Source organism: Pseudomonas sp. UBA4194, from assembly GCF_002379585.1.
Taxonomy (GTDB): Bacteria; Pseudomonadota; Gammaproteobacteria; order Pseudomonadales; family Pseudomonadaceae; genus Aquipseudomonas.
Genome location: NZ_DFUE01000039.1, coordinates 21157 through 38944, shown reverse-complemented (window position 1 = coordinate 38944; position 17788 = coordinate 21157). Strand labels below are relative to the sequence as shown.

Genomic DNA, 17788 nt, shown 5'->3' with positions numbered 1-17788 from the left:
GCAAGAAATGCTAAAATGCGGCAGTCTTGTACATCCATTCGGACAAAGCCTGCTGTCTGGCCTTATAATTTCAGTGCACAAGTGTACATCGTGTCCTTTGTGCTGTGACTTTCACTACAACGCAATAGTCTATGTGTAGGCTGCCGACCCAGGCTTTGATCCTTCTGGTCGGCCGGGAAGTTTGCCCCCTGCCACCAGGGACTATTGAGGAGCTCGCATGACCAAACAAAACGCCTTTACCCGGGAAGACCTGCTGCGCTGCAGTCGCGGTGAGCTGTTCGGCCCAGGTAACGCGCAACTGCCCGCCCCGAACATGCTGATGGTGGATCGCATTACCCACATCAGCGCTGAAGGTGGCAAGTACGGCAAGGGTGAATTGGTCGCCGAGCTGGATATCACTCCAGACCTGTGGTTTTTCGCTTGCCATTTCGAAGGCGACCCGGTGATGCCAGGCTGCCTGGGCCTGGATGCCATGTGGCAGCTGGTAGGCTTCTTCCTGGGCTGGCAAGGTCTGCCGGGCCGCGGCCGCGCCCTGGGTTCGGGCGAAGTGAAGTTCTTCGGTCAAGTACTGCCGACGGCCAAGAAGGTCACCTACAACATCCATATCAAGCGCGTCCTCAAGGGCAAGCTGAACATGGCCATCGCCGATGGCTCGGTCAGCGTCGACGGCCGTGAGATCTACACCGCCGACGGCCTTCGGGTTGGCGTCTTTACATCCACCGACAATTTTTAAGGGTTATCCGCATGCGCCGCGTTGTTATCACTGGTCTGGGCATCGTTTCGTGCCTGGGCAATGACAAAGACACCGTCTCCGCAAACCTGCGTGCAAGCCGCCCTGGCATCCGCTTCAACCCGGAATATGCCGAAATGGGCCTGCGTAGCCAGGTTTCCGGTTCCATCGACCTCAACCTGGAAGAACTGATCGATCGCAAGGTCTATCGCTTCGTCGGTCACGCCGCGGCCTACGCCTACCTGGCCATGCAGGACGCCATCAAGGATTCGGGCCTTACCGAGGAGCAGGTATCCAACCCTCGCACCGGTCTGATTGCCGGCTCCGGCGGCGCCTCCACGCTCAACCAGATGGAAGCCCTGGACATCCTGCGCGAGAAAGGCGTCAAGCGCGTGGGCCCTTACCGTGTAACCCGTACCATGAGCAGCACGGTATCGGCCTGTCTGGCGACCCCGTTCAAGATCAAGGGCCTGAACTACTCCATCGCTTCTGCCTGCGCCACCAGTGCCCACTGCATCGGTACGGCCATGGAACAGATCCAGATGGGCAAGCAGGATGTGGTCTTCGCCGGTGGTGGCGAGGAAGAGCACTGGAGCCAATCGTTCCTGTTCGACGCCATGGGCGCACTGTCCAGCAAGCGAAACGACACGCCGGAACAAGCTTCGCGCGCCTACGACAACGACCGTGATGGCTTCGTCATCGCGGGCGGTGGCGGCATGGTGGTGGTCGAAGAACTGGAGCATGCCCTGGCCCGTGGCGCCAAGATCTACGCCGAGATCGTCGGCTACGGTGCAACCTCCGATGGCTACGACATGGTCGCGCCGAGCGGCGAAGGCGCCATTCGCTGCATGCAGCAGGCGCTGTCCACTGTCGACACCCCGATCGACTACCTGAACACCCACGGCACCTCGACTCCGGTCGGCGACGTCGCGGAAATCAAAGGTGTGCGCGAAGTGTTCGCCGACAAGGCGCCAGCCATCAGCTCGACCAAGAGCCTGTCCGGTCACTCGCTGGGCGCCGCTGGCGTTCACGAAGCCATCTACTGCATGCTGATGATGGAAGGCAACTTCATTGCCGGTTCCGCCAACATCGACGAGCTGGACCCGGCAGTTGCCGACCTGCCGATCCTGACCAAGACTCGCGAGAACGTCGAGTTGAACACGGTCATGAGCAACAGCTTCGGTTTCGGTGGCACCAACGCCACGCTGGTGCTCAAGCGCTGGCAGGGCAAGTAAGGGGCTACCCTTGCGACAAAGGAACGGCGCCTCAGGGCGCCGTTTTTTTATATGCGTGACGCCGGCCAAGCTGCCGGTTTAATCGCAGACGGGTTGAACCCCTGCCCGCTGCCGCGTCTCTACTGACCAGGCAGGACTCATTTACCGAGCGAAGGGATTTCCATGACCATCACCGTCAAAACCGAATCAAGCGAAGGATTTCGTCACAGCATCGATTTCGATGGTCGCCACACGCTGGTTGCCGACCTTCCGGAATCCCTGGGCGGGTCGGACTCGGCGCCCTCCCCCCACGACTACTTCGATGCCGCACTGGGCGCGTGCAAGGCGTTGACGCTCAAGCTCTACGCGCAGAAGAAGCACATTCCGCTGACCGGCGTCGAGGTGGAAGTCAGACGGGATAACAGCCAGGAACCGACGGGCAAGTACAGCTTGAATGTGAAGCTGACCCTGCATGGAAACCTGACCGAGGCGCAGCGACACGACCTGGACCGGGTCGCGGATCACTGCCCGGTGCACAAGTTGATGACCACGGCAGAGATCGAGATAGAGACTTATCTGGCGGAATGATGGAGTGGCCATGCGGGCCCCATCGCGGGTAGAACCCGCTCCCACACCCTGTGGGAGCGGGCTCTGCCCGCGATAGGTTCTACGAGGCCCGCGGCGATCAGGCCTGGAACACTTCTTCCAACAGGTTATGCATCGACTGGAAAGCCCGCGCTGCGACCTTGGCGTCGTACATCTGCACACCGGGGTTGTTGGCTTCGGTATCGGTGAACGAATGGTACGCGCCACCGTAGCTGGTCAGCTGCCAATCAACACCTGCAGCATTCATCTCGGCCGCGAAGGCTGGCAGTTGCTCCTTCGGCACCAGCGGATCGGCGTCGCCATGCAGCACCAGTACCGCGCCCTTGATGTTCTTGCCATCCTCGGGGTTCGGTGTATCCAGTGTGCCATGGAAGGACACCGCCGCCTTGAGTGGCGCGCCGGTGCGGGCCAGCTCGAGGGCGCAGCAGCCGCCAAAGCAGAAACCGAAGGCCGCCAGTTGTTCCTTGTCGACTGACGCGCGGTCCTGGCTTTTCAGTTGTTCCAGGGCCGCCTGCATGAGTGTGCGCAGCAGGGCGCGATCATCCTTGAGCGGGGTCATCGCCGCAGCGGCCTCATCGTTGTTGCCAGGACGCACGCCCTGACCGTAGAGGTCGGCCAGCAGCACCACGTAGCCCTTGGAGGCCACCGCCTGGGCGATGCGCTCGGCGCCTTCGCTGACACCCATCCAGTTCGGCGCCATCACCAGGCCGGGACGCGGCGAGAGAATACCGGTGTCGTACACCAGGCGGCTCTCGTAAGCCTTGCCATCGACTGTGTAGGTCAGGGCTTCAACGGTCACTGTGCTCATACTTTGCATCCCCATGCTCTTGATTTCAGGAAAAGGTTGCGACATACAAAGAAAAAGCCCGCCGAAGCGGGCTTTCCTGCAACTGCTTAAACGGACAACTCTACCAGCAGCTTGTTCAGGCGGCGGACGTACGCCGCCGGGTCCTTCAAGCTGTCACCGGCTGCCAGCGCCGCCTGGTCGAAGAGGATGTGAGAAAGGTCGGCGAAACGGTCTTCGCTCTGCTCCACGTCCAGCTTCTCGATGAGCGGATGGCCAGGGTTGAATTCGAAGATCGGCTTGGAATCCGGCACCTTCTGCCCACTCGCCTCCAGGATCTGGCGCATCTGCAAGCCCAGGTCCTGCTCGCCAATGGCCAGGATTGCCGGGGAGTCGGTCAGGCGATGGGATACGCGCACTTCGCTGACGGCATCACCCAAGGCAGCCTTCAGACGCTCGACCAGACCTTCCTTGTCCTTGGCGACTTCTTCCTGGGCCTTCTTGTCCTCTTCGGAGTCCAGATTGCCCAGGTCCAGGTCACCGCGGGCGACGTCGACGAAGCTCTTGCCGTCGAAATCGGTCAGGTAGCTCATCAGCCACTCGTCGATACGGTCGGTCAGCAGCAGCACTTCGATGCCTTTCTTGCGGAAGACTTCCAGGTGCGGGCTGTTCTTGACCTGAGCGTAGGATTCGCCGCTGAGGAAGTAGATCTTGTCTTGCCCTTCCTTCACGCGGCTCAGGTAGTCGGCCAGGCCAACGCTCTGCTCGCCGCTGTCATCGCTGGTGGACGCGAAGCGCAGCAGGCCGGCAATCTTCTCCTTGTTGGCGAAGTCTTCAGCCGGGCCTTCTTTCAATACCTGACCGAAGTTCTTCCAGAAGCCCTTGTATTGCTCGGGTTCGTTCTTGGCCAGCTTCTCGAGCATGTCCAGCACACGCTTGGTGAGCGCGGATTTCATGGAGTCGATGATCGGGTCTTTCTGCAGGATTTCCCGCGACACGTTCAAGGACAGGTCGTTGGAGTCCACTACGCCCTTGATGAAGCGCAGGTACAACGGCAGGAACGACTCGGCCTGGTCCATCACGAACACACGCTGAACGTACAGCTTCAGGCCACGCGGCGCCTCACGCTGGTACAGGTCGAACGGCGCACGGGCCGGGACGTACAACAGCGAGGAGTATTCCAGCTTGCCTTCGACCTTGTTGTGGCTCCAGCTCAGCGGATTTTCGTAGTCGTGACCGACGTGCTTGTAGAACTCCTGGTATTCCTCGTCCTTGATCTCGGTACGAGGACGGGTCCACAGGGCGCTGGCACGGTTGACGGTTTCCCATTCCTCGGCCGGCGCTTGCTCACCTTCGGCCGCCGTCGATTCCTTGGGCAGTTCGATCGGCAAGGCAATGTGGTCGGAGTACTTCTTGATGATGTTGCGCAGGCGGTAGCCGTCGGCAAACTCGTCTTCACCGCTTTTCAGGTGCAGGACGATACGCGTGCCGCGCTCGGCCTTGTCGACGGTAGCGACTTCGAACTCGCCTTCGCCTTTGGACGACCAGTGCACGCCTTCACTGGCGGCGGTGCCGGCGCGACGGCTGAACACTTCGACCTGGTCGGCAACGATGAACGCGGAATAGAAGCCCACGCCAAACTGGCCAATCAAGTGCGAATCCTTCTTCTGGTCGCCAGACAGGTTCTTCATGAAGTCGGCGGTACCGGACTTGGCGATCGTACCCAGGTGGGCGATCACGTCATCGCGATTCATGCCGATGCCGTTGTCTTCGAGAGTGACGGTCTTGGCGTCCTTGTCGAAGCTCACGCGGATCTTCAGTTCGCCGCCGCCTTCGAGCAGCTCAGGCTTGGCCAGCGCTTCGAAACGCAGTTTATCGACGGCGTCGGAGGCGTTCGAGATCAATTCGCGAAGGAAGATTTCCTTGTTGGAATACAGCGAATGGATCATGAGGTGCAGCAGTTGCTTCACCTCGGTCTGGAAGCCCAGGGTTTCCTTTTGAGTTTCCACACTCATGGTCATCAAACTCCAATCAGATGGCAGGTGCCGCCATTGAGCGGCGGGATGACAAGGAGATGGGGCCGGCCCGGACGATTTCAAGGGCCGTGATGAAACCCTGGCCAGGTGGAGCCGGAATCAGAAGTTTCCTACACAGAGGCCAGCGCGGATTGCCCGTCACTTAAGCGTTACAGCAAATGGCCGTGAAAAAATCCATACGGATCCAAGACTTATATATAACCAATGACACGGAACTTATGCCCGCAGCGGTCGATCTTAGCCACGTAGATAATCAATAAGGAGAAACATCCCATGCGCAAGACTTTAGCCTACTCCCTGATGCTGGCCGCCACCCTTGGTTTGGCTGCCTGCGATAAGAAGTCCGAAGACAAGGCCCAGGACGCTGCTTCCCACCGCGAAGAAGCCCAAGAGAAAATGGATTCGGCGCAAGACAAGATGAACGACGCTGCCAAGGAAAATGCCAAGGCCAACGAAGCGGCCGCTGAGTCGAACAAGGCTGCAGCCCAGGAAGCTTCCAAGCCTGAATCGGCCATGCCGGCAGCGCCAGGCGCGACCCCTGATACCCAGGTGCCGCCAGCGAAGAACTGATGTAGGTTCTCGCCTGGGACCGGTGGCAGATTCATCACGGGCATAGCCCGTTTCCACAGGGTCTTGCACTGCGTAGCGTTGCCATACCGCTGCCCCGCCCAGGCATAAAAAATCCCCGAACCAGTCGGGGATTTTTTATGCCTTGAAGCTATGCGAAATCAGTCTTCGCGATAGCGACGCAGCTTCAACTGCTTGCCAGCGACACGGGTGTCCTTGAGCTTGGTCAGCAGTTTTTCCAGACCATCTTCCGGCAGCTCGACCAGGCTGAAGCTGTCGCGCACCTGGATGCGGCCGATCGCTTCGCGGGCCAGGCCGCCTTCGTTGAGAATGGCACCCAACAGGTTCTTCGCGGCGATACCGTCGCGAGCACCCAGGGCGGTACGGCAGCGTGCACGGCCTTCGCCCAGAGGCATTGGCGCGCGGCGCTCACGGTCACCACGATCAGGACGGTCGCCACTGGTGCGCTCGCGCGGTGCACTGGTCGGAACCAACGGCTGCTCTTTCTCGACAGCGTCCAAGGTCAGCGCCTGGCCGTTGGTGGCCTTGCGCAGCAGGGCTGCGGCCAGGGCACGCGGGCTGCAACCGATGTCGGCGGTCAAGCGGTCAAGCAGGTCACCATGAGTGCCTTCGGCATCGGCAACCAGCGGCGCCAGGCTGTTGGTCAGCTTCTTGATGCGTGCGTCGAGCACGGCCTGGGCGTTGGGCAGACGAACTTCGGCCACCTTCTGACCCGTCACGCGCTCGATCACTTGCAGCATACGGCGCTCGCGCGGCGTCACCAGCAGCAGCGCACGGCCTTCACGACCGGCACGGCCGGTACGACCGATACGGTGAACGTAGGACTCTGGATCGTACGGCATGTCGACGTTGAACACGTGAGTGATGCGCGGAACGTCCAGACCACGGGCAGCGACGTCGGTAGCGACGACGATGTCCAGACGGCCATCCTTGAGCGAGTCGATGACGCGCTCACGCTGGTTCTGGGCGATGTCGCCGTTCAGGGCGGCAGCCTTGTAGCCTTTGGCTTCCAGGGCGCTGGCCAGGTCCAGGGTGGCTTGCTTGGTACGCACGAAGGCGATCAGGGCGTCGAACTCTTCCACTTCCAGCAGGCGCAGTACAGCGGAGGTTTTCTGGTCGGCGTGAACCAGCAGGTGAGCCTGCTCGATCGCGGTGACGGTTTGCGTCTTGCTCTGGATCTTGACGTGTTTCGGGTCTTTCAGATGACGCTCGGCGATCGCACGGATCGACTGCGGCAAGGTGGCCGAGAACAACACGGTCTGGCGGGTTTCCGGCATGGCCTTGAAGATCACTTCCAGGTCATCCATGAAGCCCAGCTTCAACATTTCATCGGCTTCGTCGAGAACCAGGTGGTTCACGGTGGCCAGGACCTTCTCGTCACGACGCAGGTGGTCGCACAGACGGCCAGGGGTAGCGACGACGATTTGCGCGCCGTTGCGGATGGCTTTCAACTGCGGGCCCATTGGGGCACCGCCATACACGGCCACTACGGTAACGCCAGGCATTTGCTTGGCGTAGGTTTCGAATGCAGTGGCTACTTGCAGCGCCAACTCACGGGTTGGCGCCAGGATCAGGGCTTGCGGCTCGCGCTTGCTCGGGTCGATGCGATTCAGAATCGGCAGTGCGAAGGCAGCGGTCTTACCGGTACCTGTCTGCGCCTGGCCGATCATGTCATGACCTTCCAGGATGATTGGGATCGATTGCTGCTGAATGGCCGAAGGCTCTTCGTAGCCAGTCGCGATGACGGCTGCAACAATATTCGGGTTAAGTCCGAGAGCGGCGAAGCCGCCGGTTTCCTGGGTCATGGGTCTGCCTCTAAGTGCATCCGCAAAGACCCATGCTCCAAAGCTGCGCATGCCTTGTAAGACTCGAGAGTCACCCTGGCAGCTTTGTCGGCGGGGATTTGCGAAAACGATTGAATGAAAGAATCGTTAGGGAGAGTCCGCGGTACGGACATGCAGCCGAAGCTGTCTTCGGGGGATTGCGCTACCTAAACGTGGCCTGGTTAAAGACCGGCGCGCACTATACCTGAAAACGCTGCGTACGTGAGACTTTTTTCGACCTTTCGGACGGCTGCACGCCGTTGGCATCTTGGCTTTGCGCGAATCCCGCGTGGCGTCTATTTTAGCAGAGGCGCCTGAGTTGGCACGATGGCTGAAACCTTTCACCTATGACCCCATCGAGGATCGACGTCATGCCCCGTTCCTGCCCCGGTCAGGTCAGCCGCGAATTGCGCGGCCATGTCATGCTGATCGGCCTGGACCGTCCGGCCAAGCGCAATGCCTTCGACCTGTCGATGCTTGATGCCTTGAGCCTGGCCTACGGCGAATTCGAACGTGAGCCGCTGGCCCGCGTGGCCGTGGTGTTCTGCCACGGCGAGCATTTCACCGCCGGCCTGGATCTGGCAGCGGTCGGTGAGCGACTCAGCCAGGGCTGGCAGGTACCCGCCGGCGGTTGCGACCCCTGGCGGGTGTCCGCCGGGCCTTTCGTCAGCAAGCCGGTGATTGTCGCCGCCCGCGGCTACTGCCTGACCGTGGGCATCGAGCTGATGCTGGCCGCGGATATCAACCTGTGCGCCAGCAATACCCGGTTCGCTCAGATGGAGGTGCAGCGCGGCCTGTTTCCGTTCGGCGGCGCCACCATCCGCCTGCAACGAATTGCCGGCTGGGGCAATGCCATGCGCTGGTTGCTCACCGGCGACGAGTTCGATGCCCATGAAGCGCTGCGCCTGGGCCTGGTGCAGGAGGTGATGGCCAGCGAAGATCTGCTGCCCAATGCCCTGAAACTGGCGCAGCGCATCGCCGAACAGGCCCCCCTGGGCGTGCAGGCGACACTGGCGTCGGCGCGTCTGGCGGTGCTGCAGGGCGAAACCGCCAGCAGTCAGGCGCTGCTGCCGACCACTGCACAACTGTTTGCCAGCGAGGATGCCCGGGAAGGGCTGCTTGCCCTGCAGGAACGTCGACCGGGCCAGTTCAAAGGCGCTTGAAGCGACCCTAGGTGGCGGGTCGGACCACGTCGATCAGTCCCTGCAACGAATACCCCAGCCGCGGCGCCAGTGCTTCGGCTCGTTCGCGCAGGCCCTGCAGGTCCAGGTTCTGTTCCAGGTCTGCGGGCACCATCAGGATGACGTTGCCCTCCTTCACCGGCAGTTCCCAGTAGTGACGATGGTACAACCCGCGCAGCAATGCCGCGCCCAGAGGTTTGCCATCGTCACTGGCCCATTGGTTGATGATCAGCCAGCCGCCAGGGTTGAGGCGCTGCTGGCATTGCTCCAGAAATCGCCACGCCAGATGCGCGGGGGCCGGTCCGTGATCGGTATAGAGGTCGACGAAGATCAGGTCGGCACTCTCGGCACTGGGCAAGAGCTCCAGGGCATCGCCGACACGAATGTAGAGTCGCGGGTCGTCGTCCAGCCCCAGATATTCGATGGCCAGGCGTGGGACGTCAGGGCGCAGCTCGATGCACTCGACATCGTCCAGGGCGAGGAATTTCAGACAGGCCTGGGTCAGGGTGCCGGCGCCCAGCCCCAGGAACAGGGCGCTTTCCGGTTCCGGGTGACACAGCGCGCCGATCAGCATGGCGCGGGTGTAGTCGTACTCCAGCCAGCTGGGGTCGGCGGTGAAGGTGCAGCTTTGCTCGATGGCATCGCCGAATTCGAGGAACCGGTAATCCTCCACTTCCAGCACACGGATCATGCCCCAGGCGTCATGCACCTCGGCCAGGACATGCTCAACGCGTTCGCGGGGTGCTTCGTTGGGTTGGTCTTCCACCAGAGGACTCGTCACAGGCAATGAAAAAAAGCGATTGTGGCATTAAATGACCGGTGGAGCAGCCTTCGAGGCCAGCCTTGCCGGCCTCATCGCGGGCAGAGCCCGCTCCCACAGGGAATGGGCCTAGGCTGGGTGGCTGCATTGATTCCTGTTGGAGCGGGCTTGCCCGCGAAGGGGTTGGTGAATCCTCTGCACAATCCAGATCATGCATTGCCAGTTCGGGCGCCTTCGCGGACAACCCCGCTCCTACAAGGAATGCATGTCGTATTGGAGATCTCTGGGTGACAGGCTCTGCCCGCGATGAGGGCGGGGCTGCTAACATCGGCCGTACATCCAAACAACAAACCCGAGCCTCACCATGACCATCCCGTGGACCCCCGACAGCTGGCGCGCCCTGCCCATCGAGCAGCAACCCATTTACCCTGACGCCGAACATCTGGCCCAAGTGGAGCAGCGCCTGGCCAGCTACCCGCCATTGGTGTTCGCGGGGGAGGCGCGCGAGTTGCGCAGGCAGTTCGGTGAAGTCACCCAGGGCCGGGCGTTCCTGTTGCAGGGCGGCGATTGCGCGGAAAGCTTCGCGGAGTTCTCGGCGGCGAAAATTCGTGACACCTTCAAAGTGCTGTTGCAGATGGCGATCGTCATGACTTTCGCGGCCGGCTGCCCAGTGGTCAAGGTCGGGCGCATGGCCGGTCAGTTCGCCAAGCCACGCTCCACCGGTGATGAAACCCAGGGGCTGGTCACCCTGCCGGCCTACCGCGGCGACATCGTCAATGGCATCGGCTTCGATGAAAAAAGCCGCACGCCCGACCCTGAGCGCCTGGTTCAGGCCTATCACCAGTCCACGGCCAGCCTGAATCTGCTGCGTGCCTTTGCCCAAGGTGGCTTTGCCGACCTGCATCAGGTGCACAAGTGGAACCTGGACTTCATCGCCAACTCCGCGCTGGCGCAGAAGTACCATCAGTTGGCCGACCGCATCGACGAAACCCTGGCATTCATGCGTGCCTGCGGCATGGACAGTTCGCCGCAACTGCGTGAAACCAGCTTCTTCACCGCCCATGAAGCGCTGCTGCTCAATTACGAAGAAGCCTTCGTACGCCGCGACAGCCTGACCAACGACTACTACGATTGCTCGGCGCACATGCTGTGGATCGGCGACCGCACGCGACAACTAGACGGCGCTCATGTGGAGTTTCTGCGCGGCGTGCACAACCCGATCGGGGTCAAGGTCGGGCCCAGCATGAACACTGAAGACCTGCTGCGCCTGATCGACATCCTCAACCCCAGCAACGATCCGGGCCGGTTGAACCTGATCGTGCGCATGGGGGCGGGCAAGGTCGGCGAGCATCTGCCAGCGTTGATCCGCGCGGTGGAACGCGAGGGGCGGCAGGTGCTGTGGAGTTCGGACCCGATGCACGGCAACACCATCAAGGCCAGCAGCGGCTACAAGACCCGCGATTTCGCGCAGATCCTCAGTGAGGTGAAGCAGTTCTTCCAAGTGCATCAGGCCGAAGGCAGCTATGCCGGCGGCATCCATATCGAGATGACCGGACAAAACGTCACCGAGTGCATCGGCGGCGCTCGCCCCATCACCGAGGATGGCTTGTCGGACCGGTATCACACCCATTGCGACCCACGGATGAACGCGGATCAGTCGTTGGAGCTGGCCTTCATGATTGCCGAAACGCTGAAGCAGGTCCGGCGATAGATAGGCGCTGCGGCTGATGGCCCCTTCGCGGCTGCACGCCGCTCCTACAGGAGGTGAGGAGCCTTTGTAGGAGCGGCGTACNNTACAGCCGCGAAGAGGCCATCACGCCGAACACTCATCATTTGCCCAACGGATCATCCCAGAACGGCCGCTCACTCTCCTGCAAAATATCCGCTCGGCTCAACCCAATATCCTTGAGCGCCGCATCACTCATGGCCGACAGCTGATTTCGCTGCTGCGCCAACGCCACCCAGCGCATCACCCGCTGCAGCCCATTGCCTATCGCTTCGCGCAGGGAAAACGACGATTGCCCTGAAACCCGTGCCACCCCTACAAACCCTTTTTGACCTTTCATCTTCAAGCCCTCCGATTGGGATGGCTCAAGTCTCTGCTCGGCGCTATGATCAATCCAACGAATGTTTCTTATGCAACCCATCTCGGAGATTGATGAATGTCCCAGTATCAAAGTATCGACTCCGAAGTCCTGCGCACCTTCGTTGCCATTGCCGATCACGGGGGCTTTACCAAGGCCGGCGACATGGTCAACCGCACCCAGTCGGCGGTGAGCATGCAGATGAAGCGACTGGAGGAAGATATCCTTCAGCGCCGACTGTTCGAACGAGACGGGCGCCAGGTCAGGCTCACTGCCGAAGGTCAGGTGCTGCTGGGGTATGCCCGACGTATCCTGAAGCTGCATAGCGAAGTGTTTACCACCCTGCGCGAGCCGCACATGGTCGGCACCGTGCGCATCGGCACGCCGGATGACTACGCCATGCGCTATCTGCCCGGCATCCTTTCGCGTTTTGCCCAGGCCTACCCACTGGTGCAGGTGGAAGTCCACTGCGAGAGCACCAAGCAATTGATGCAGCGCCACGACCTGGACCTGACCATCGTCACTCGCGAACCTGGCCACGAAGTGGGCCAGCCGCTGCGTCAGGAGCGTCTGGTATGGGCGGTGGCGCAGGGCTTCAGCCCCCACGAACAGAATCCCATGCCATTGGCGCTGTTCAACAGTGACTGTTTTTGCCGCAACTGGACATGCAACGCCCTGGACGCCGTGGGCAAGCCGTACCGCGTGGCCTATTCCAGTGCGAGCCTGTCGGCCCTGATGGCGGCGGTAAGCGCCGGGCTCGCGGTCACCGCGCAGCTGCAAAGCCTGATCACCGCGGACATGCGCGTGCTAGGGGAAGCCGAAGGCCTGCCGGTGCTGCCGATTGCCAGCGTGATGCTGCTGCACAACCAGACAACCCGCAGCACCCTCACCGAGTCCCTGGCCGAGCACATTGCCGAAGGCTTCAAACTCTAGGCCCCCTCCCCCAAGCGCTGTCCCGCGGCGCCTTGAGAACGCCCGCCCAGAAGGTCGAACGAACTATGCAGTGCCTTCGTAGCTCGATATCAACATGAGCTTCGTGACGGAACCGGCGGATCAGCTGGCGTAATGAAAATGCCCTCGCCGTCATCCGCCCGCACTTTCCAGAAAGGATCAGCATGGACACCGAAATCGACAAGAACAAGGCAGCTGGCTCCGACGACAGTTTGCTGCTGGACAACCAGATGTGCTTTGCCCTGTATTCCACCTCGTTGTTGATGACCAAGGTGTACAAGCCGCTGCTGCATGAACTGGGGCTGACCTACCCGCAATACCTGACCATGCTGGTGCTGTGGGAGCGCGATGGCATGACCGTGGGTGAAATCAGCACCCGGCTGTTGACCGATCCCGGCTCGCTGACCCCGTTGCTCAAACGCCTCGAAGCGGAAGGTATGCTCAGCCGCACGCGCAGCAAGGACGACGAACGCGTGGTCATCGTGCAGCTGACCGAACAAGGGCGCGCCCTACGTGAACAGGCGTGTTCGGTGCCCGATTCGATCCTGAGGGCCAGCGGCCAGGGCGAAAAAGATCTGCAGGCCTTGCAGAACCATTTGCTGGAGCTGCGCAAGAACTTGCAAGGCAGCCTGTGAAAGCGACTGGCGCTGACGACCGATTTTGTCGGCGGCAGATGCTATGATCGCCCATCCCTCGCTGCCAGGACCGAATGCGCCCCATGGATTACCGCAAGCCTTCCGACCGCAAAAGCATGCACTCGCGTATCGTCCAGGACTTGGGCATGCAGATCGTCTCGGGGCGCTTCAAACCTGACGATCGTCTCCCGGCAGAAGCGTTGCTGTGCGAAGAGTATGCAGTCAGTCGGCCGGTGCTGCGTGAGGCGACTCGGGTGCTGGTGGCCAAGGGGCTGGTGTACTCCAAGCCGCGTGTTGGCTCGGTGGTCAAGCCGCGCCGCGAGTGGCACATGCTCGACCCCGACGTGCTGCACTGGGTCATGCAGAGCACGCCACAGAACGAGTTCTTTGCATTGCTGACCAGCGTGCGAACCATCATCGAACCTGCCGCAGCAGCGTTGGCCGCGCAACACGCCAGCGATGAGGAGATTGCGGCCATCGGCGAAGCCTATGGCCGCATGGAAGCGGCAGATACGCCGGAGCAGGTGCTGCAACCGGACCTGGACTTTCACAGCCGGATCGCCGACGCCACTCACAACGACCTGCTCGCCCACCTGTGCAACATGCTTTCGCTGGCACTGCGCGAGGCGCTGCGCCACTCCAACCAGCGGCCCAACCTGCATGAGCTGGCGTTGCCCCGGCACAAGGCGATTCTGACCGCGATCGAAAACCGCGACGCCCTCGGCGCCCGCCACGCGACCCTGGTGCAACTCGACGACGCCAAAGACGCCCTCAGCGCCGTCCTCGGCCCGTAGCAGCGGCGTAAGCCGCGTCCGCTATCGATGCGCTTGCGTGGCGAACGACGTGCTCCCTGGATCGCTTCGTAGAGGCGGGACGCGGCTTACGCCGCTGCTACGTTAGTGGGCGAGTAGGGAGTGGCCTTTTTGCCCGGCGAGTTTTTCCGGTTTAATCAGGAAGCGTGCCAGTGCCGGCAGCAACCACAGCGCTCCGAACATGTTCCACAGCAGCATGAAGGTCAGCATCAGGCCCATGTCAGCCTGGAACTTGATGGCCGAGAATATCCATGTAGCGACGCCGATCGCCAGGCACAACCCCGTGAACAGCACTGCCTTGCCCGTGGATTTCAGCGTCTGGTAATAGGCCTCCTGCAGCGGCAGGCCCGCGCGCAGGAAGCTCTCCAGCCGGCTGTAGATGTAGATCCCGTAGTCCACGCCGATGCCTACGCCCAGCGCTACCACCGGCAGGGTCGCAACCTTCACACCGATGCCCATGAAGGCCATCAGCGCATTGCCCAGCACCGAGGTCAGCACCAGCGGCAGCACGATGCACAGGGTGGCCGCAAAGGAGCGGAAGGTGATCATGCACATCACGGCAACACACAGGTACACCAGCACCAGAATGGTCAGCTCACTGGTCTTGATCACCTCGTTGGTGGCCGCCTCGATACCGGCGTTGCCCGCCGCCAGCATGAATTCCAGCCCTGGCTGGTTGTTCTCGGCGGCAAAGTCCTGCACCGCCTTGACCACCCGATCCAGGGTCTCGGCCTTGTGGTCGTTGAGGAACACCAGCACCGGTGCCAACGAACAGTCGGCGTTGTAGAGACCGTCAGCCCGAGCGATGGAGCTGTTCAGCACATCCGGGTTGCGGCTCAAGGTTTCCCATTTCAGGTTGCCCTCGTTCATGCCCTTGATCATTTGCCGCGACACGGTCACCAGGGAGATCGTCGACTGCACACCGGGGGTGTTGTCCATCTTCCACATCAGCTGGTCGATGGGCGCCATGGCCTTGTACGTCGAACAGCCCTCGGCTGCGGTCTTGACCATCACCACCAGCACGTCCGAACTGGTGGAGTAGTGCTCGATGATGAAGCTGTTGTCCTTGTTGTAACGCGAGTCGGGCCGCAGTTCCGGCGCCCCCTGGTCAAGGTCGCCGATCTTCAGGTTCTGGCTGTACCAAAGCCCGCCACCGAAGGCCAGCAATGCCAGCGCAATCGACACAGGTGCCACCCTGGGGCTGGCGAACCGAGCCAGGGTGCGCCAGAACGGGTGCTCGCGTACGGCGTCACGCTTGCTGATGTCCACGGCGCGCTTGCTGATGCCCACGTAGGAAATGGCCACCGGCAACAGGATCAGGTTGGTGAACACGATCACCGCCACGCCGATGGAGGCACCAATGGCCAGCTCGCGGATCACCCCGATATCGATGATCAGCAGGGTGATGAAGCCCACCGCGTCGGCCAGAATCGCGATCATGCCGGGCAGGAACAACTGGCGGAAAGTACGCCGGGCGGCGGTCAGGGGATTGTCGGCATCACTGGATTGCAGGGCGATGCCGTTGATCTTCTGCACACCATGGGAAATGCCGATGGCGAAGATCAGAAACGGCACCAGCATCGAGTACGGGTCCAGCCCGAAGCCGATGGCGTGCATCAGCCCCAGTTGCCACACCACCGCCACCAACGTGGTACAGAGCACAGCGACGGTGCTGCGCAGGCAGTGCGTGAACCAGTACAGCAACACCAGGGTAATGGCGAAGGCAATGCCGAAGAACAGCACCACCATGATCAGGCCATCGATCAGGTCCCCTACCTTCTTGGCAAAGCCGACGATGTGCACCTGGATATTGGGGTTCTGCGCCTGGAACTTGTCGCGAATCTTTTCTTCGAGCTGGTGGGAAAACTGCCGGTAGTCGAGCTTGAGCAGCCGACTCTGGTCCTGGGGATCGGGATAGGACTCCAGCAAGGGCACATCGACGATTGAAGAGCGGAAGTCGTTGGCTACCAAGCGGCCTACCTGGCCGGACTTGAGCACGTTGTTGCGCAGTTGATCGAGGCTGTCCGCCGAACCATCGTAACTCTGCGGAATCACCTCGCCGCCGGCGAAGCCCTCCTCCGTCACTTCAGTCCAGCGCACGCTGGGGCTCCACAGCGATTTCAGCGCCGAGCGGTCGACCCCCGGAATGTAGAACACCTCGTCATGCACCTGGCGCAAGGTTTCCATGTACGCCTGACTGAAGATATCGCCATCGGTGGCCTGCACCGAGATGCGCACGGTATTGCCCAGGTTGGCCAGATCGTTGCGATGCTCCAGCATCTTCTCGATGAAGGGGTGCTTGAGCGGGATCATTTTCTCGAAGCTGGTGGACGGTCGGATCAGGGTGGCCTGCCAGAACAGCACCAGGCTGACCAACAGGCACAGGCCGATCACCGCCGGGCGGTGATCGAAGATCAGCCGCTCCAGCCACGTGGGTTTCTCCTGCGGGCGGGTGCCCACTCCGGCCGGCCGGCTCATGGTGTCACCTGCGCGCCATTGGCCGCCGTGACCCGCACGCCGCCCTGCCCTGCGAGGATCAAGCCGTCGCGGGCATCGCCCGCTACTGCAGCCAGGGCAATACGGTCCGGGCGGCTGTAGACGCTGAAGCTTTGCCCGTCATCGTCGCTGCGCAACACCGTGCCACCATTGCCCACCAGCACCAGTTCACCGCTGTCGAGCAGGGTCGCGCCGGCCAGACCGAACTCCATGGGGCCGCGCGGGCCCTGGACCTCGATACGCTGCCAGTGATCGCCGAAATCGGTGGAGCGATAGAGGTTGCCGCGCAGCCCATACACCAGCAGCGTACCGGCCTGGGCCGTGCCGATGGCGCCGAACAGCGAACCCTCGTAGGGGCCCTGCACAGCCTCCCAGCTTGCGCCCTGGTCAGAGGAACGGAACAGGCTGCCCTGCTCGCCGACGATGAACAGGCCAGCGTCCTTGACCTTCGCGATGGCGTTGAGGTGGTACTGCTCCGGGTTATCAAGGCGATCGCTGACATCCTGCCACTGCTGACCGCCATCGGTGGTCTCCAGAAGCATGCCGTACGCGCCGATGGCAAAGCCGGTGGTGGCATCCTGGAACCAGACATCCAATAGCGGTGCCTCGCGGGCAGTGTCTTCGAACTGCTTGGTCCAGGTGACCCCGCCGTCAGCACTGGCAAGAATCTGCGCGTCATGGCCTACAGCCCAGCCATGCTGGGCGTCGGCGAAGTACACGGCGGTGAGCAGTTGTCGAGTAGGCACCCGCGCTTGCGTCCAACTGACGCCCTGGTCGTCGGAATAGAGGATGTGACCGCGGTCGCCCACCGTGACCAGGCGCGGGCCGGCGTGAGTGACGTCGAGCAGCAAGGTACGCGCGGCCTTGTTCGATTCGATGGCGAATGAATCGGCCATGGCGGCGGTTGCCAAGGGCGTGCCCAACACGCCGAGCAAGGCCAACCCCAACGCCCAGCCACCCAACATGCCTGTTGCTGCGCACGCTTGTGTCATACCGCGCTTACCCCTGTTGTTGTTTTAGGACGGGCGAAACCAGCAAGGCAGAGCGGCTTGCGGGCTGCGCCTATCCTATAGGGGCGGGGAAAGTGC

General features: G+C 61.7%; 15 protein-coding genes and 1 pseudogene. 9 read left to right on the top strand and 7 right to left on the bottom strand.

Annotated features, from left to right (window positions below):
* Window positions 1–217 precede the first annotated feature (217 nt).
* From fabA to B3397_RS09935, 3 genes are all read left to right on the top strand, one after another.
* On the top strand, window positions 218–733 hold the full coding sequence (fabA, locus tag B3397_RS09945; protein ID WP_296249537.1) for a 3-hydroxyacyl-[acyl-carrier-protein] dehydratase FabA: 516 nt from the start codon (window positions 218–220) through the stop codon (window positions 731–733).
* A gap of 11 nt (window positions 734–744) precedes the next feature.
* The gene (gene fabB, locus B3397_RS09940; protein ID WP_296249535.1) at window positions 745–1965 is read left to right on the top strand and encodes a beta-ketoacyl-ACP synthase I; all 1221 of its coding nucleotides are present in this window, start codon (window positions 745–747) and stop codon (window positions 1963–1965) included.
* A 162-nt stretch (window positions 1966–2127) separates the two neighbouring features.
* Window positions 2128–2532: an OsmC family protein gene (locus B3397_RS09935; protein ID WP_296249533.1), complete on the top strand. Its 405-nt coding sequence runs from the start codon at window positions 2128–2130 to the stop codon at window positions 2530–2532.
* 97 nt (window positions 2533–2629) lie between these two features.
* Here the strand turns inward: B3397_RS09935 and B3397_RS09930 are convergent, their stop codons facing one another.
* Window positions 2630–3358 (bottom strand): dienelactone hydrolase family protein, encoded by a 729-nt coding sequence (locus B3397_RS09930; RefSeq protein ID WP_296249531.1) that lies wholly within the window; start codon window positions 3356–3358, stop codon window positions 2630–2632.
* A gap of 86 nt (window positions 3359–3444) precedes the next feature.
* Window positions 3445–5349, bottom strand: coding sequence for a molecular chaperone HtpG (gene htpG / locus B3397_RS09925; protein ID WP_296249529.1), 1905 nt, complete (start codon window positions 5347–5349; stop codon window positions 3445–3447).
* A gap of 294 nt (window positions 5350–5643) precedes the next feature.
* On the opposite strand from htpG, the gene B3397_RS09920 reads away from it, so the two are divergent.
* A complete protein-coding gene (locus B3397_RS09920; protein ID WP_296249527.1) occupies window positions 5644–5940 on the top strand; it encodes a hypothetical protein in 297 nt (98 codons plus the stop codon).
* 158 nt (window positions 5941–6098) lie between these two features.
* Here B3397_RS09920 and B3397_RS09915 read toward each other — a convergent pair.
* Window positions 6099–7797, bottom strand: a pseudogene (locus B3397_RS09915) (DEAD/DEAH box helicase).
* Between the two features lie 355 nt (window positions 7798–8152).
* Between B3397_RS09915 and B3397_RS09910 the strand changes: the two are divergent.
* Window positions 8153–8944, top strand: a complete 792-nt coding sequence (locus tag B3397_RS09910) for a crotonase/enoyl-CoA hydratase family protein (RefSeq protein WP_296249525.1) — start codon at window positions 8153–8155, stop codon at window positions 8942–8944.
* A gap of 7 nt (window positions 8945–8951) precedes the next feature.
* Here the strand turns inward: B3397_RS09910 and B3397_RS09905 are convergent, their stop codons facing one another.
* The gene (locus B3397_RS09905; protein WP_296249722.1) at window positions 8952–9653 is read right to left on the bottom strand and encodes a spermidine synthase; all 702 of its coding nucleotides are present in this window, start codon (window positions 9651–9653) and stop codon (window positions 8952–8954) included.
* A gap of 433 nt (window positions 9654–10086) precedes the next feature.
* On the opposite strand from B3397_RS09905, the gene B3397_RS09900 reads away from it, so the two are divergent.
* Window positions 10087–11433, top strand: coding sequence for a class II 3-deoxy-7-phosphoheptulonate synthase (locus B3397_RS09900; protein WP_296249524.1), 1347 nt, complete (start codon window positions 10087–10089; stop codon window positions 11431–11433).
* A 118-nt stretch (window positions 11434–11551) separates the two neighbouring features.
* Here the strand turns inward: B3397_RS09900 and B3397_RS09895 are convergent, their stop codons facing one another.
* Entirely contained in the window at window positions 11552–11788 is a 237-nt protein-coding gene (locus tag B3397_RS09895) for a DUF1127 domain-containing protein (protein ID WP_296249721.1), read from the bottom strand.
* 96 nt (window positions 11789–11884) lie between these two features.
* On the opposite strand from B3397_RS09895, the gene B3397_RS09890 reads away from it, so the two are divergent.
* From B3397_RS09890 to B3397_RS09880, 3 genes are all read left to right on the top strand, one after another.
* Window positions 11885–12739: a LysR substrate-binding domain-containing protein gene (locus B3397_RS09890; protein ID WP_296249522.1), complete on the top strand. Its 855-nt coding sequence runs from the start codon at window positions 11885–11887 to the stop codon at window positions 12737–12739.
* A 182-nt stretch (window positions 12740–12921) separates the two neighbouring features.
* Window positions 12922–13392, top strand: coding sequence for a MarR family winged helix-turn-helix transcriptional regulator (locus tag B3397_RS09885; protein WP_296249520.1), 471 nt, complete (start codon window positions 12922–12924; stop codon window positions 13390–13392).
* Between the two features lie 83 nt (window positions 13393–13475).
* The gene (locus B3397_RS09880) at window positions 13476–14186 is read left to right on the top strand and encodes a FadR/GntR family transcriptional regulator (protein WP_296249518.1); all 711 of its coding nucleotides are present in this window, start codon (window positions 13476–13478) and stop codon (window positions 14184–14186) included.
* Window positions 14187–14288: 102 nt separating this feature from the next.
* Here the strand turns inward: B3397_RS09880 and B3397_RS09875 are convergent, their stop codons facing one another.
* The gene (locus B3397_RS09875) at window positions 14289–16682 is read right to left on the bottom strand and encodes an efflux RND transporter permease subunit (RefSeq protein WP_296249516.1); all 2394 of its coding nucleotides are present in this window, start codon (window positions 16680–16682) and stop codon (window positions 14289–14291) included.
* A complete protein-coding gene (locus tag B3397_RS09870; RefSeq protein ID WP_296249513.1) occupies window positions 16679–17665 on the bottom strand; it encodes a WD40/YVTN/BNR-like repeat-containing protein in 987 nt (328 codons plus the stop codon). Before B3397_RS09870 ends, B3397_RS09875 begins: the two co-directional genes overlap by 4 nt.
* Window positions 17666–17788 lie beyond the last annotated feature (123 nt).

Coding starts and splice junctions, on each gene's coding strand:
- fabA (WP_296249537.1), top strand. CDS start 218: ATGACCAAACAAAACGCCTTTACCCGGGAAGACCTGCTGCGCTGCAGT.
- fabB (WP_296249535.1), top strand. CDS start 745: ATGCGCCGCGTTGTTATCACTGGTCTGGGCATCGTTTCGTGCCTGGGC.
- B3397_RS09935 (WP_296249533.1), top strand. CDS start 2,128: ATGACCATCACCGTCAAAACCGAATCAAGCGAAGGATTTCGTCACAGC.
- B3397_RS09930 (WP_296249531.1), bottom strand. CDS start 3,358: ATGAGCACAGTGACCGTTGAAGCCCTGACCTACACAGTCGATGGCAAG.
- htpG (WP_296249529.1), bottom strand. CDS start 5,349: ATGAGTGTGGAAACTCAAAAGGAAACCCTGGGCTTCCAGACCGAGGTG.
- B3397_RS09920 (WP_296249527.1), top strand. CDS start 5,644: ATGCGCAAGACTTTAGCCTACTCCCTGATGCTGGCCGCCACCCTTGGT.
- B3397_RS09910 (WP_296249525.1), top strand. CDS start 8,153: ATGCCCCGTTCCTGCCCCGGTCAGGTCAGCCGCGAATTGCGCGGCCAT.
- B3397_RS09905 (WP_296249722.1), bottom strand. CDS start 9,653: ATGATCCGTGTGCTGGAAGTGGAGGATTACCGGTTCCTCGAATTCGGC.
- B3397_RS09900 (WP_296249524.1), top strand. CDS start 10,087: ATGACCATCCCGTGGACCCCCGACAGCTGGCGCGCCCTGCCCATCGAG.
- B3397_RS09895 (WP_296249721.1), bottom strand. CDS start 11,788: ATGAAAGGTCAAAAAGGGTTTGTAGGGGTGGCACGGGTTTCAGGGCAA.
- B3397_RS09890 (WP_296249522.1), top strand. CDS start 11,885: ATGTCCCAGTATCAAAGTATCGACTCCGAAGTCCTGCGCACCTTCGTT.
- B3397_RS09885 (WP_296249520.1), top strand. CDS start 12,922: ATGGACACCGAAATCGACAAGAACAAGGCAGCTGGCTCCGACGACAGT.
- B3397_RS09880 (WP_296249518.1), top strand. CDS start 13,476: ATGGATTACCGCAAGCCTTCCGACCGCAAAAGCATGCACTCGCGTATC.
- B3397_RS09875 (WP_296249516.1), bottom strand. CDS start 16,682: ATGAGCCGGCCGGCCGGAGTGGGCACCCGCCCGCAGGAGAAACCCACG.
- B3397_RS09870 (WP_296249513.1), bottom strand. CDS start 17,665: ATGTTGGGTGGCTGGGCGTTGGGGTTGGCCTTGCTCGGCGTGTTGGGC.